This is a genomic window from Pseudomonas sp. ASL3 (assembly GCF_056680425.1).
Map to the genome: position 1 here is coordinate 4,039,477 of NZ_CM155281.1, position 12,905 is coordinate 4,052,381.

Annotated in this window: 13 protein-coding genes; all 13 read right to left on the minus strand. The window is 56.9% G+C overall.

Annotated features, from left to right (window positions below):
* Positions 1–30: 30 nt before the first annotated feature.
* The 13 genes from rnhB to pyrH all read right to left on the minus strand — a co-directional run bounded on the left by rnhB (position 31) and on the right by pyrH (position 12,768).
* Complete coding sequence (rnhB, locus tag AC1MEE_RS18765; RefSeq protein ID WP_480411084.1) at positions 31–672, minus strand: ribonuclease HII; 642 nt, start codon at positions 670–672, stop codon at positions 31–33.
* A gap of 11 nt (positions 673–683) precedes the next feature.
* Complete coding sequence (gene lpxB, locus AC1MEE_RS18770) at positions 684–1,823, minus strand: lipid-A-disaccharide synthase (protein WP_480411085.1); 1,140 nt, start codon at positions 1,821–1,823, stop codon at positions 684–686.
* A 27-nt stretch (positions 1,824–1,850) separates the two neighbouring features.
* Positions 1,851–2,627, minus strand: a complete 777-nt coding sequence (gene lpxA, locus AC1MEE_RS18775) for an acyl-ACP--UDP-N-acetylglucosamine O-acyltransferase (protein ID WP_480411086.1) — start codon at positions 2,625–2,627, stop codon at positions 1,851–1,853.
* Positions 2,624–3,064 (minus strand): 3-hydroxyacyl-ACP dehydratase FabZ, encoded by a 441-nt coding sequence (fabZ, locus tag AC1MEE_RS18780; RefSeq protein ID WP_480411087.1) that lies wholly within the window; start codon positions 3,062–3,064, stop codon positions 2,624–2,626. The genes lpxA and fabZ overlap by 4 nt, the downstream gene beginning before the upstream one ends.
* Positions 3,065–3,177: 113 nt before the next feature.
* On the minus strand, positions 3,178–4,233 hold the full coding sequence (lpxD, locus tag AC1MEE_RS18785; RefSeq protein ID WP_480411088.1) for a UDP-3-O-(3-hydroxymyristoyl)glucosamine N-acyltransferase: 1,056 nt from the start codon (positions 4,231–4,233) through the stop codon (positions 3,178–3,180).
* Between the two features lie 2 nt (positions 4,234–4,235).
* Positions 4,236–4,739, minus strand: coding sequence for an OmpH/Skp family outer membrane protein (locus AC1MEE_RS18790; protein WP_480411089.1), 504 nt, complete (start codon positions 4,737–4,739; stop codon positions 4,236–4,238).
* Between the two features lie 45 nt (positions 4,740–4,784).
* Positions 4,785–7,157, minus strand: a complete 2,373-nt coding sequence (gene bamA, locus AC1MEE_RS18795; protein WP_480411090.1) for an outer membrane protein assembly factor BamA — start codon at positions 7,155–7,157, stop codon at positions 4,785–4,787.
* 74 nt (positions 7,158–7,231) lie between these two features.
* On the minus strand, positions 7,232–8,584 hold the full coding sequence (rseP, locus tag AC1MEE_RS18800; RefSeq protein ID WP_480411091.1) for a sigma E protease regulator RseP: 1,353 nt from the start codon (positions 8,582–8,584) through the stop codon (positions 7,232–7,234).
* A gap of 112 nt (positions 8,585–8,696) precedes the next feature.
* Positions 8,697–9,887: a 1-deoxy-D-xylulose-5-phosphate reductoisomerase gene (gene ispC, locus AC1MEE_RS18805; protein ID WP_480411092.1), complete on the minus strand. Its 1,191-nt coding sequence runs from the start codon at positions 9,885–9,887 to the stop codon at positions 8,697–8,699.
* Positions 9,884–10,699 carry a phosphatidate cytidylyltransferase gene (locus tag AC1MEE_RS18810; protein WP_480411093.1) on the minus strand — a complete coding sequence of 272 codons (816 nt, stop codon included), beginning with the start codon at positions 10,697–10,699 and terminating at the stop codon, positions 9,884–9,886. Before AC1MEE_RS18810 ends, ispC begins: the two co-directional genes overlap by 4 nt.
* Complete coding sequence (gene uppS / locus AC1MEE_RS18815) at positions 10,699–11,454, minus strand: polyprenyl diphosphate synthase (protein WP_480411094.1); 756 nt, start codon at positions 11,452–11,454, stop codon at positions 10,699–10,701. The genes AC1MEE_RS18810 and uppS overlap by 1 nt, the downstream gene beginning before the upstream one ends.
* Before the next feature lie 16 nt (positions 11,455–11,470).
* The gene (frr, locus tag AC1MEE_RS18820; protein ID WP_480411095.1) at positions 11,471–12,028 is read right to left on the minus strand and encodes a ribosome recycling factor; all 558 of its coding nucleotides are present in this window, start codon (positions 12,026–12,028) and stop codon (positions 11,471–11,473) included.
* Positions 12,025–12,768 carry a UMP kinase gene (pyrH, locus tag AC1MEE_RS18825; protein WP_480411096.1) on the minus strand — a complete coding sequence of 248 codons (744 nt, stop codon included), beginning with the start codon at positions 12,766–12,768 and terminating at the stop codon, positions 12,025–12,027. Before pyrH ends, frr begins: the two co-directional genes overlap by 4 nt.
* Positions 12,769–12,905: the final 137 nt, after the last annotated feature.

The window sequence follows — 12,905 nt, forward strand, 5'->3', positions numbered from 1 at the left end:
CCCGGATTGTACCGGGCCTTGGTCAAAACATCAGCCCGGCGAGAACATTGTGAGCGGACTTGGCAGGAGCAGCTCGCGGGCTTCGTACGCCGCTCGCACCGGGGCGAACGAGCGTCGATGGATCGGCGTCGGACCCAGGCGAGCCAGCGCTTCGAGATGAACGGGGGTCGGATAGCCCTTATGGCCGCCAATCCCGTAACCCGGATAAATCAGTTCGAAAGCAGCCATTTCGCGGTCACGACTGACTTTTGCCAGAATCGACGCGGCGGCGATGGCCGGAACCTTGGCATCGCCCTGGATCACCGGTGCGCTGGGCACAGACAATTGCGGGCAACGGTTGCCGTCGATCAGCGCCAGCTTCGGGGTAATACTCAGGCCCTCAACAGCACGTTTCATGGCCAGCATGGTCGCGTGAAGAATATTCAACTCATCAATTTCTTCTACTTCAGCCCGCGCGATGAACCAGCACAGGGCCTTTTCGCAGATCTCGTCGTAGAGCTTCTCGCGGCGAGCCTCAGTCAGCTTTTTCGAATCATTGAGGCCGAGGATAGGCCGGCGTGGATCGAGGATCACAGCAGCAGTCACCACCGCACCGCAGAGCGGGCCGCGGCCTACTTCGTCGACGCCGGCCACCAGATCTTCGACCAGATTGAAGTCCAAACCCATCTGCATTTAATGCGAACTCACTGTGAAGGCGAATGACCCAACAGGCCAAGCACTGCATCGGCGGCCTGATTGGATGCATCGCGGCGTAAGGTCCGGTGAATCTCATCGAAACCTGCGGTCTGCGCTTCGCCGCCATCGAGCAGCGGCAGCAACGTTTGTGCCAGGGTCTCGGCGGTCGCAGCTTCCTGCAACAATTCCGGCACCAGCAAACGCTGAGCGAGTAGATTCGGCAAAGAGACGTAAGGGCTTTTCACCAGACGCTTGAGTATCCAAAAGGTAATCGGTGCCATACGGTAGGCAACGACCATTGGTCGTTTGTACAGCAGCGCTTCGAGGGTCGCCGTACCGGAAGCGATCAGCACCGCATCGCACGCGGCGAGCGCCAGGTGCGATTGACCGTCCAGCAGCGTCACCGGCAAATCGCGGCCTTGCAGCAGCAGCTCGATCTGCGCGCGTCGCTGGGGGCTCGCGCACGGCAATACGAACTGAATATCCGGACGCGACACCCTCAGGCGTTGCGCCGCATCGAAGAACAGCGCCCCGAGGCGGCCGACTTCACCGCCCCGACTACCAGGCATCAGCGCGACGACTGGCCCTTCCAGCAGGCCCAGCTCGTCGCGCGCCGCCGCGCGGTCGGACTCAAGGGGAATGGTGTCGGCGAGCGGATGGCCGACAAACCGCACCGGCACGCCCTGCTCTTCATAAAACCGGGCTTCGAAGGGCAACAGCGTCAGCATCAGGTCGCAGCCTTCGCGGATCTTCAGCACGCGCTTCTGCCGCCAGGCCCAGACCGACGGGCTGACGTAATGCACCGTCTTGATGCCGGCCCGCCGCAGCTTGAGCTCGATGTTGAGAGTGAAGTCCGGCGCGTCGATACCGATGAACACGTCAGGCTTTTCGCCAATCAGCGTCTGAATCAGTTCTTTGCGCCTGGCCAGCAACTCTCTGAGGCGGCCAAGGACCTCGACCAACCCCATGACCGACAGACGCTCCATCGGGAAGTAGGAGGTCATGCCTTCGGCTTCCATCAGCGGACCACCGACACCGATAAATTCGACAGAGGGATGACGAGCCTTGATCGCACGCATCAAACCCGCGCCGAGAATATCGCCCGACGCTTCGCCTGCTACCAGTGCGATTCGCAGTGCCCTACTCATAAACGAGTGCTCATTAACGAGAGTTCATTAGCGAGTGATGCCGCGGGTCGAAGTCTGAATGGACTCAAGAAACACAGCGACTTCAGGAAACAGCGCAGCTGGCTCGGCCAGCTCAACGATGGCTTGATCGACGGTCAAGCCTTGGCGATAGACCACCTTGTACGCCCGACGCAGCGCGTGAATAGCCTCTTCACTGAACCCACGACGGCGCATACCTTCGAAGTTCATGCTGCGCGCTTCAGCCGGGTTGCCGAACACGGTCACGAACGCCGGCACATCCTTGCCAATCGCGGTGCCCATGCCTGAAAAGCTGTGAGCGCCGATATGGCAAAACTGATGCACCAGGGTGAAACCGGACAGGATCGCCCAGTCATTGACGTGCACATGCCCGGCCAACGCAGTGTTATTGACCAGAATGCAGTGGTTGCCAATGACGCTGTCGTGACCGATGTGCGCATAGGCCATGATCAGGTTGTGATCACCCAAGGTAGTTTCCGCGCGATCCTGAATGGTCCCGCGATGGATAGTCACACCTTCACGAATGATGTTGTGATCACCGATGACCAGGCGGGTCTCTTCGCCTTTGTATTTGAGATCGGGCGTGTCCTCACCTACCGAAGAAAACTGGTAGATGCGGTTGTGCTTACCGATCTTCGTCGGGCCTCTGAGAATCACATGCGGCCCAACGACTGTACCCTCGCCGATTTCCACACCAGGTCCGACGATCGACCATGGGCCGACCTCAACATCGTCGGCCAGAATGGCCGTCGGATCGATGATTGCGCGAGGGTCAATCAAACTCATAGTTTACGTTCCGCGCAGATGATTTCTGCGGAGCAAACCGGTTTGCCGTCGACTGAAGCCTGGCATTCGAATTTCCAGATCTGTCGTTTGCAACTGATGAATTTGGCTTCAAGGATCAACTGATCGCCCGGCAGCACTGGCTGACGAAAGCGCAGCTTGTCGGAGCCCACGAAGTAGTAAAGCGTGCCATCGGATGGCTTCACGTCGAGCATTTTAAAGCCGAGGATGCCAGCTGCCTGAGCCATCGCCTCAATGATCAGCACGCCCGGCATGATTGGATGCTGGGGAAAGTGACCGTTGAAGAAGGGCTCGTTGATGCTGACATTCTTGTAGGCACGAATGCTTTTGCTCTCGACATTCAGCTCCACTACACGGTCCACCAACAGGAACGGGTAGCGGTGAGGCAGGTATTCGCGAATCTCGTTGATGTCCATCATTTTCGGGGGGAAGCCTGTAGTAAAGATTGGGAGTGCGCGACTAACGCGCGGCACTCCTCTTGCAAATCAAGGAGGCAGTTTATCGGCTGTGCACGCTTGATATAAAAATGGTATCAGCCATCAGATGAAGCATTACCGCCCGAGGTCACTGCCTCGACAACCTTTTCCAAATGTTGCAGGCGCCGCGACATGTCATCCAGCTGACGAATGCGCGCCGCGCTCTTGCGCCATTCCGCAGCCGGCTGCATCGCAGTACCCGAAGAATAGGCCCCCGGCTCGGTAATCGAACGGGTCACCATGGTCATACCGGTGACGAATACACCATCACACACTTCGATATGCCCAACCATGCCGACACCGCCAGCGATGGTGCAATGCTTGCCAATTTTGGTGCTGCCCGAGATACCGACACACGCCGCCATGGCGGTGTGATCACCGACCTGCACGTTATGCGCGATCTGAATCTGGTTATCCAGTTTGACGCCGTTGCCGATCAACGTGTCGGCCAACGCGCCGCGGTCGATGGCGGTGTTGACGCCAATCTCCACATCGTCACCGATCAGAACACCGCCAATCTGCGCAATTTTCTGCCAGACACCCTTTTCATTGGCGAAACCAAAACCTTCACCACCGAGCACAGCTCCCGATTGAATCACGACCCGCTTACCGATGCGTACATCGTGGTAAAGCGTGACTCGCGGGGCCAACCAGCCACCTTCGCCGATTTCACAGCGAGCGCCGATAAAACAATGAGCCCCCACCGTGACACCTGCCGCGATACGCGCGCCGCTTTCGATAACGGCAAAAGCCCCCACGCTGGCAGCGGCATCGACCTGAGCATCCGCTGCAATCACGGCAGACGGATGCACCCCAGGCAATGCCTTGGGTTTGGGATCGAACAAATGGGAGATCTTCGCGTAGGCAAGATAAGGATCAGCAACCAACAGCGCATCACCTTCAAAGCTCTCTGCATCGGCCGGCTTGAGGAGCACGGCAGCAGCATGACTATCCGCGAGGAATTTACGGTACTGGGGATTGGCCAGGAAACTCACCTGACCAGGGCCTGCCTCTTGCAAAGTGGCCAACCCGGTAATGTCTTTATCCGCAGCGCCACGTAACGTGGCGCCGAGGAACTCGGCCAGCTGGCCGAGCTTGATAGTCACGGCCATGATTACTTCAGCTGATTCATGCGCTCGATGACTTGGCGAGTGACGTCGTACTGAGGCTTGACATCAATCACAGCACCACGCTCGAACACCAGGTCATATGCGCCTTTCTTGATCACTTCTTCTACAGCCTGATCAAGTTTTGGCTTGAGTTGCTTAAGCATTTCACGGTCAGCAACTGCTTTGGCTTCGTTCAGCTCCTTGGATTGGAACTGGAAGTCGCGAGCCTTTTGCTTGAATTCAAGTTCCAGGCGCTCGCGCTCAGGCTGCGCCATTTTGTCGCCACCGCTCACCAGACGATCCTGAATACCCTTGGCACTGCTTTCAAGGGTTTTCAGTTTGGTCAGTTGTGGGCCAAATTTTTTCTCGGCATCCACGGCGTATTTCTTTGCAGCGTCTGATTCGAGCAACGCCATTTGATAGTTCAGCACAGCAATTTTCATTTCAGCAAATGCTGGGGTTGCCATCAGGGCCGTAGCCAAGAGAACCAGTTGAGTCAACTTACGCACGATGCACTCCTACAGAATCCGTTGTCGTTATCATTGATCAGACGATTAGAAGGTCTGACCGAGGGAAAATTGGAATATCTGGGTGTCCGCGTTATCCGGTTTTTTGACTGGCATCGCCACGGCGAAGCTCAACGGACCCAGTGCAGTAACCCACGTTACGCCCACGCCGACGGAACTTGCCAATTGGGAGAGTTCCACACTATTACATGTGACCTTCTGGCCCGTTGTCGTGACGGTGGCGGGCCCACAGTTACTGTCGAACACGTTACCTACGTCCCAGAACACAGAGGTCCGCAGGGAACGCTGATCCTTGATGAATGGCAACGGGAACATGACTTCTACACCACCCTGAATCAGCACGTTACCACCGAAGGGTAGCGAGTTCTGATCCGGATCCAGCGACGTGCCCGGGTTAGTACCTTTACTTGGGGTACTGCCCGGACCCAGGCTGCTGTCCTTGAAACCACGAACCGAATTGAAACCACCGGCATAGTAGTTTTCGTAGAACGGCAGACCTGAAGTCGAACCGTAACCATCGCCATAACCCAGTTCCGTGTGCAGACGCAGGGTGTAATTGTCGGTCAGCGGGTGGAAATACTGAGCGCGGTAATCAAGCTTGAAGAACGACAGGTCGCTGCCCGGCGTGGTGGTTTCGAACACCAGGCTTTGCGAATGACCACGAGTAGCCAGTACACCTTTGTTCAGCGTCGAGTCAGACCAGCCGACCGAAGCCTTGAAGTTGGTGAAACTGGTGCCTTCCTTGTTCAGGAAGTTGAAAATTTCGTCAACCGTGTAAACGCCAGTCTTGATCTTGTCCTGTTGCACGGTAAGACCGTAGGTCAGGCGCGAGGTCTCACTGATCGGGTAGCCCAGGCTAACACCGGCACCGAGGCTGTCTACCGCATAGCTGGCGATACTGGTAGAGAGCTCGGAGTAGTCAGTGGTGCGATAGAACACGTTGTAGCCCAGGCTCACACCATCAGGGGTGAAGTAGGGGTTGACGTAACCGAAGTTGTATCGGCTTTGGTATTGGCTTTTCGTCAGACCAATGCTGACCTTGTTACCGGTACCAAGGAAGTTGTTCTGACTGATCGAGCCACCAAGGATCAAACCCGCGCTCTGAGCGAAACCGACGCTCGCGGTAATCGAACCGGACGCTTGTTCTTCAACGGCGTAATTGACGTCAACCTGATCGTCGGTACCTGGCACCGCAGGCGTTTCAACGTTCACTTGTTTAAAGAAGCCAAGACGCTCAAGACGGGTTTTCGATTGGTCGATCAGGTAGGTCGAAGCCCAACCACCTTCCATCTGGCGCATTTCACGACGCAATACCTCGTCCGCGGACTTGGTGTTGCCGCGGAAGTTGATACGGTCGACGTACGCACGCTTGCCCGGATCCACCGCAAAGGTGATATCGACGGTGTGATCTTCATTGTTCGGCGTTGGCACGCCGTTGACGTTGGCGAAGGTATAGCCTTCGTTACCCAGACGACGGGTGATCAATTCAGAGGTCGTGGTCATGATCTTGCGCGAGAACACTTGACCGGGCTTGACCAGCAACAGGGCCTTGATCTGATCTTCAGGTACTTTCAAGTCGCCGCTCAGCTTGACCGACTTGACGCTGTATTTCTCGCCTTCGTTGACGTTGACCGTGATGTACACGTTTTTCTTGTCAGGCGTGATCGACACCTGGGTCGAAGCGATATCCATATTGATATAGCCGCGATCGAGGTAATAGGAACGCAGACGTTCCAGGTCGCCGGAAAGCTTTTCCCGGGCGTACTTGTCGTCGTTCTTGAAGAAGGAAAGCCAGTTGGTGGTCTTGAGCTCGAACAGATCGATCAGATCTTCATCGGGGAAGACGCTGTTACCCACCACGTTGATGTGCTGGATGGCTGCCACGGTGCCTTCATTGATGTTGATCTTCAGGCCCACGCGGTTACGTGGTTGAGGCACGACTTCAGTGGAGACTTCAGCCGAGTAGCGACCCTGCGCAACGTATTGACGTTGCAGCTCGTTGCGCACGCCTTCAAGGGTCGCACGCTGAAATATCTCACCTTCAGCCAGACCTGACTGCTTGAGCCCCTTCATAAGGTCTTCGGTGGAAATCGCCTTGTTGCCATCGATTTCGATACTCGAAACGGAAGGCCGTTCGACCACAGTGATGACCAGGACATTGCCATCACGGCCTAGTTGGATATCTTGAAAGAACCCGGTTTTGAACAGCGCGCGAGTGGCATCCACCAGACGACGATCATCCGCAGACTCGCCGACATTCAACGGCAAGGCACCAAAGACGCTACCCGCGGAAACCCGCTGGAGGCCATTGACACGGATATCGGAGATAGTGAAGGACTCGGCGTGAACTTCGGCGATCATCAGTACGGCGAGAACCGCAGTTAGCAGCAGACGTTTCATGAAGTCCTTTCTTATTCCAACTGGCAATAAACAAACTGCCGCAAAATGCGGCAGATTCGCAATTCAGCGAAGCTTTACAGTCGACTCAGATCGTTGACCAGAGCCAGCAACATCACTCCGATCACTAAGCTAATACCGATCTGAACCCCCCAACCCTGCACCCGATCCGAGAGCGGACGACCCCGCGCCCACTCGATCAGGTAGAACAACAGATGCCCCCCATCCAATACTGGAATAGGCAGCAAATTGAGAACCCCCAGGCTTATGCTCAGATAGGCGAGGAAATTCAGGAAATCACCTACCCCCGACTGGGCCGAAGCGCCCGCCACTTTAGCAATGGTTATCGGTCCGCTCAAGTTTTTTACCGAGAGCTCGCCGAACAACATTTTCTTTAGCGAATCAAGGGTCAGCACACTCATGGTCCAAGTGCGCCTGGCGCCCTCGCCCACTGCGGCCAGAGGCCCGAAACTCACCTCACGCAACATCTCAGGTGGCCAATCGACACCTTTGACGCCAGCGCCCAAGTAACCGGTCGCTGCCTTCCCTTCACCTCGTACCGCCAACGTCAACGGCACATCGAGCTGCGCGCCCTCACGGTCGATACGCAGCGAAATTTTTGCATTCGGACGCAGACGAACCGAATCGACGAGCTGCTGCCAATCGCTCAGTGATTGCCCATCGAGTGCCAACAGCCGGTCACCCTTCTTCAGCCCAGCAGCTTGCGCCGGGCCTTTCGGGTCAAGTTCGGCCAGCACCGGCGGCAAGGCTGGACGCCATGGGCGAATACCCAGCGAGCGGATCGGGTCCGGCTCATCAGCACCCTTGAGCCATTTATCCAACGTCAACTCTCGGGGAGAATCGACCGTAGAACCTTGCTCGCGTACTTTCAAGACAACCGTACCGCTCTCGCCCAGACGCCGTATCAGCTGCAGATTCACCGCCGCCCAGCCTGAAGTCGGTTCGCCATCGATGGCGACAATCTCTTGTCCAACATTCAAGCCGGCTTTATCCGCAAGACTACCCGACTCGACCACACCAATGACCGGACGCACCTGCTGACTGCCAAGCATCGCCAGGAACCAGAAAAACACAATGGCCAGCAAGAAGTTGGCAACCGGCCCGGCGATGACGATGGCAATACGTTGATACACAGTTTTACGGTTGAAGGACTGATCGAGCTGATCAGGCGGCACTTCGCCTTCACGTTCGTCGAGCATTTTCACGTAGCCACCCAACGGAATGGCCGCGATCATATATTCAGTACCCCGCCGATCGTGCCAGCGCAGCAGCGGCATGCCGAACCCTACCGAGAAACGCAAAACCTTGACGCCACAACGCCGCGCCACCCAGAAGTGGCCAAATTCGTGAAAGGTCACCAGCACACCCAATGCCACCAGGGTGCCAACAATCATATAGAGCGCGTTCATCAACTTTCTCCGGGTACCTGCCTTTGTACAGCGTGAGATCCATTGCCGGCTTCGTACATCATCCAGCATATTCACACCTGCACAATCGCCTGTACCTTTCAGCTTGTTGCCATTACCGCCCGCTACGACCGAGCCATCGCTCAGCCAAAGCACGCGCTTTTGAATCGATCTCGAATACTGCATCGAGCTCTTGCACCGCAACGACGGGCTCAAGATTCAAGACCTCATCAATGATACTCGCGATCTCTGGATAGCGGATGCGCCTATCGAGAAACGCCGCCACTGCCACCTCATTGGCCGCATTGAGCAGGGCCGGCGCGCTATTGCCCGCCTCCGCTGCCTGACGCGCCAGACGCAAGCAAGGAAACCGCTCTTCGTCCGGGGCCTGGAAATCCAGGCGTGCAATGCTGAACAGATCCAGCGGTGCGACACCCGAGTCAATCCGCTTTGGCCAGGCCAGTGCGTGGGCGATCGGTGTCCGCATGTCTGGATTACCCAGCTGAGCCAACACCGAACCATCCACATAGTCGACCATGGAATGGATCACGCTTTGCGGGTGAATAACCACTTCAACCTGATCGGGCCGGGCATCGAACAACCAGCAGGCCTCGATCAGCTCGAGTCCCTTGTTCATCATGCTGGCCGAGTCTACAGAAATCTTGCGCCCCATTGACCAATTAGGATGAGCGCACGCCTGTTCAGGGGAAACGCCCATCAACTCAGCCAACGGTGTCTCGCGAAACGGACCACCGGAAGCAGTCAACATAATACGGCGCACGCCGACCGCGCCCAAGCCACGGGAGTAGTCAGTGGGCAAGCACTGGAAGATTGCGTTGTGTTCGCTGTCGATCGGCAACAACACGGCGCCGCTGCGATGCACCGCTTCCATGAACAGCGCACCGGACATGACCAGGGCTTCTTTATTGGCCAGCAACACCTTCTTGCCCGCCTCTACCGCCGCCAGGGTCGGACGCAGCCCCGCCGCACCGACAATCGCCGCCAATACGGTATCGACCTGCGGATGAGCCGCCACTTCGCACAAGCCGCCCTCACCCACCAGCACCCGCGTATCGAGGCCGGCGGCCGCCAGATCGTCCTGCAGACTGCGCGCCAGATCGACCCCGGGCACCACGGCAAAACGCGGCGTGTGACGCACACATAGAGCCAGCAGCTCTTTCAGGCGACTGAAACCGGTGAGCGCGAAGACCTGATACAGCTCGGGATGACGAGCGATGACATCGAGGGTGCTCAGACCGACTGAGCCGGTAGCGCCCAGGACTGTTATTTGTTGAGGCTTATTCACAGCGCACCCCAATTGGCAGCCCACAGCAGCACTGCGAACACAGGAATGGCAGCGGTCAGGCTGTCGATACGATCCAGCACGCCGCCATGACCGGGTAGCAAATTGCTGCTGTCTTTGATGCCGGACTGACGCTTGAACATGCTTTCAGTCAAATCACCGACAACCGAAATCAGCACCACCACTGCGGCGCCCAACAAACCGAGGATAAATTGCCAACCCGACCAACTGCGAAAAAGGCCAACGATGGCCGTGAGCAGCAAGCTGGCGACCAAACCGCCAAACATACCTTCCCAGCTTTTGCCCGGACTGACCTTGGCCGCGAGCTTGCGCTTGCCAAAAGCCTTGCCTGAGAAATAAGCACCGATATCGGCGACCCAGACCAGAGCCATGACTGCAAGGATCAACCAGTTACCCAGCTCCCATTGCTTGATCAGGATCAGCCCCTGCCACGCTGGTAGCAGAATCACCAGACCTATCACCAGCTTGCTGGTTGCGTTCGACCAATGATCACTACTGTCCGGATACGTCAGCACCAGAAACGTCGCCAGCAGCCACCACAGCACCGCCGCACCCAGAACCCAGGGCGCCAGACCAGGTAGCAGGTACATCAGCAACAACAACACGGCAATCACTGCAGCGTACGCAACCCGCACCAACTGAGCAGAAAAACCTGCCAGACGCGCCCACTCCCAGGCACCCAGGGTCACCACCACGCCAATGAACAGGGCGAAGCTTGCACCATTCAATAGAAAGAACCCGCACAGGGCGATAGGCAGCAGGATCAGTGCAGTGATGATTCGTTGTTTCAGCATTAAACCCGGGCTCCAGCTTCTACCTGCGCACTCGTTTTACCGAAGCGACGTTGGCGGGAAGCAAAATCGGCCAGCGCAGTGCGCATGGCATCGTGTTTGAAGTCCGGCCAGAACAGGTCGGAGAAGTACAGCTCAGCGTAAGCTAACTGCCAGAGCAGAAAGTTACTGATGCGATGCTCGCCACCGGTTCGAATGCACAAGTCCGGCAAGGGCAGATCGCCTGTTGCCAGACACGTCTGCAACAGCTCTGGCGTGATGTCCTCAGGGCGCAGATGCCCTGCCTGAACTTCCCGCGCCAGGCGCTGTGCAGCCTGAGCGATATCCCACTGCCCGCCATAGTTGGCGGCAATCTGCAGGATGAAACGATCGTTGCCGGCAGTCTGCACTTCAGCTTCGCGCATGGCAGCCTGCAGCTCTGGATGGAACCGCGAACGGTCACCAATGATCCGCAAGCTGATGGAGTTATCGTTCAGGCGTCGGGTTTCACGGCGCAGAGCGGTGAAGAACAACTCCATCAAGGCCCCGACCTCTTCGGCCGGGCGCTGCCAGTTCTCACTGGAAAAAGCGAACAGGGTCAATACTTCGACCTTCGCCTCGGCGCACACCTCAATAACAGCACGAACAGCATCCACGCCCGCTTTATGCCCGGCGATACCGGGCAAAAGGCGTTTCTTCGCCCAACGATTATTACCGTCCATGATGATCGCGACGTGTCGCGGCACCGACGACGGTACAGCCTGCTTGGTCTTATCCATAAAACGCCCTGACCCTTTATACGGCCATCAGGTCCGCTTCTTTTTGCTTCACGGCCGCTTCGATATCCGCCACGAACTTATCCGTCAGCTTCTGGATGTCATCTGCGGCGCGACGTTCTTCGTCTTCGCTGACTTCTTTCTCTTTGACCAGATCCTTGAACTGACTCAGCGCATCGCGACGGATGTTACGCACCGCCACACGAGCATCTTCCGCTGCGTCACGAGCCTGTTTGGTGAAGCCCTTGCGGGTCTCTTCAGTCAAAGCAGGCATCGATATAAGAAGAAGCTCACCCAGGTTCGTTGGGTTGAACCCCAGGCCGGAACTCTGAATCGCCTTGTCGACTGCCCCGAGCATGTTCCGCTCGAAAGCCACGACTTGCAGGGTACGGGAGTCCTTGACGGTCACGTTCGCGACCTGATTCAGAGGGGTGTCGCTGCCATAATAAGGCACCATCACACCACCCAGAATGCTGGGATGGGCCTGGCCAGTACGGATTCGGCTGAATGCGTGAGCCAGAGACTCCAGAGTTTTCTGCATACGCACCTGAGCGTCTTTCTTGATTTCGTTGATCATTGTACGCCTTCCTCGATCAGGGTTCCTTCAGCGCCGCCGTGTACGATATTCAGCAGGGCGCCGGGCTTGTTCATGTTAAATACGCGCAATGGCATCTTGTGATCGCGACACAAGCAGATGGCCGTCAGATCCATCACGCCCAGCTTGCGATCCAGTACTTCATCGTAAGTCAGATGATCGAACTTCTCGGCATGCGGGTCTTTGAATGGATCTGCAGTGTAAACGCCATCGACCTTGGTTGCTTTGAGCACCACGTCTGCGTCGATTTCAATCGCTCGCAGGCAGGCGGCCGAATCCGTGGTAAAGAATGGATTGCCAGTACCCGCGGCAAAGATCACCACTTCCTTGGCATTGAGGTGACGCATGGCTTTGCGACGATCGTAGTGATCGGTCACGCCCACCATGGAGATCGCCGACATCACGATGGCCGAAATATTGGCACGTTCCAGCGCGTCACGCATGGCCAAGGCATTCATTACAGTGGCCAGCATACCCATATGATCGCCTGTTACCCGATCCATGCCGGCAGCGCTCAAGGCTGCCCCACGAAACAGATTGCCACCGCCAATGACCAGTCCGACCTGAACCCCGATACCGACCAGCTGGCCGACTTCAAGGGCCATGCGATCCAGAACCTTCGGGTCGATGCCGAACTCTTCCGAGCCCATCAGGGCCTCGCCGCTAAGCTTGAGTAGAATGCGTTTATAGCGAGCCTGATAACCACTGCCCTGCTGAGCCATTGCGAATCTCTCCTGCGGCGTTTTTAAAAAATTCTCTGCGAGCTGTTTTCAGCCTGCCGTTACTCTAGCTGACGCTGCTACAGCGTCAGGAGAATGCAGCCTTGTAAGCCACTTCCCCAAGGAAAACAAATTTTGCT

What these genes read in the sequence shown, in the direction of transcription:
- AC1MEE_RS18810 (WP_480411093.1), bottom strand. Translation starts at nt 10,699, where the DNA reads ATGCTGAAACAACGAATCATCACTGCACTGATCCTGCTGCCTATCGCC.
- lpxB (WP_480411085.1), bottom strand. Translation starts at nt 1,823, where the DNA reads ATGAGTAGGGCACTGCGAATCGCACTGGTAGCAGGCGAAGCGTCGGGC.
- bamA (WP_480411090.1), bottom strand. Translation starts at nt 7,157, where the DNA reads ATGAAACGTCTGCTGCTAACTGCGGTTCTCGCCGTACTGATGATCGCC.
- lpxD (WP_480411088.1), bottom strand. Translation starts at nt 4,233, where the DNA reads ATGGCCGTGACTATCAAGCTCGGCCAGCTGGCCGAGTTCCTCGGCGCC.
- pyrH (WP_480411096.1), bottom strand. Translation starts at nt 12,768, where the DNA reads ATGGCTCAGCAGGGCAGTGGTTATCAGGCTCGCTATAAACGCATTCTA.
- rseP (WP_480411091.1), bottom strand. Translation starts at nt 8,584, where the DNA reads ATGAACGCGCTCTATATGATTGTTGGCACCCTGGTGGCATTGGGTGTG.
- uppS (WP_480411094.1), bottom strand. Translation starts at nt 11,454, where the DNA reads ATGGATAAGACCAAGCAGGCTGTACCGTCGTCGGTGCCGCGACACGTC.
- fabZ (WP_480411087.1), bottom strand. Translation starts at nt 3,064, where the DNA reads ATGATGGACATCAACGAGATTCGCGAATACCTGCCTCACCGCTACCCG.
- rnhB (WP_480411084.1), bottom strand. Translation starts at nt 672, where the DNA reads ATGCAGATGGGTTTGGACTTCAATCTGGTCGAAGATCTGGTGGCCGGC.
- lpxA (WP_480411086.1), bottom strand. Translation starts at nt 2,627, where the DNA reads ATGAGTTTGATTGACCCTCGCGCAATCATCGATCCGACGGCCATTCTG.
- frr (WP_480411095.1), bottom strand. Translation starts at nt 12,028, where the DNA reads ATGATCAACGAAATCAAGAAAGACGCTCAGGTGCGTATGCAGAAAACT.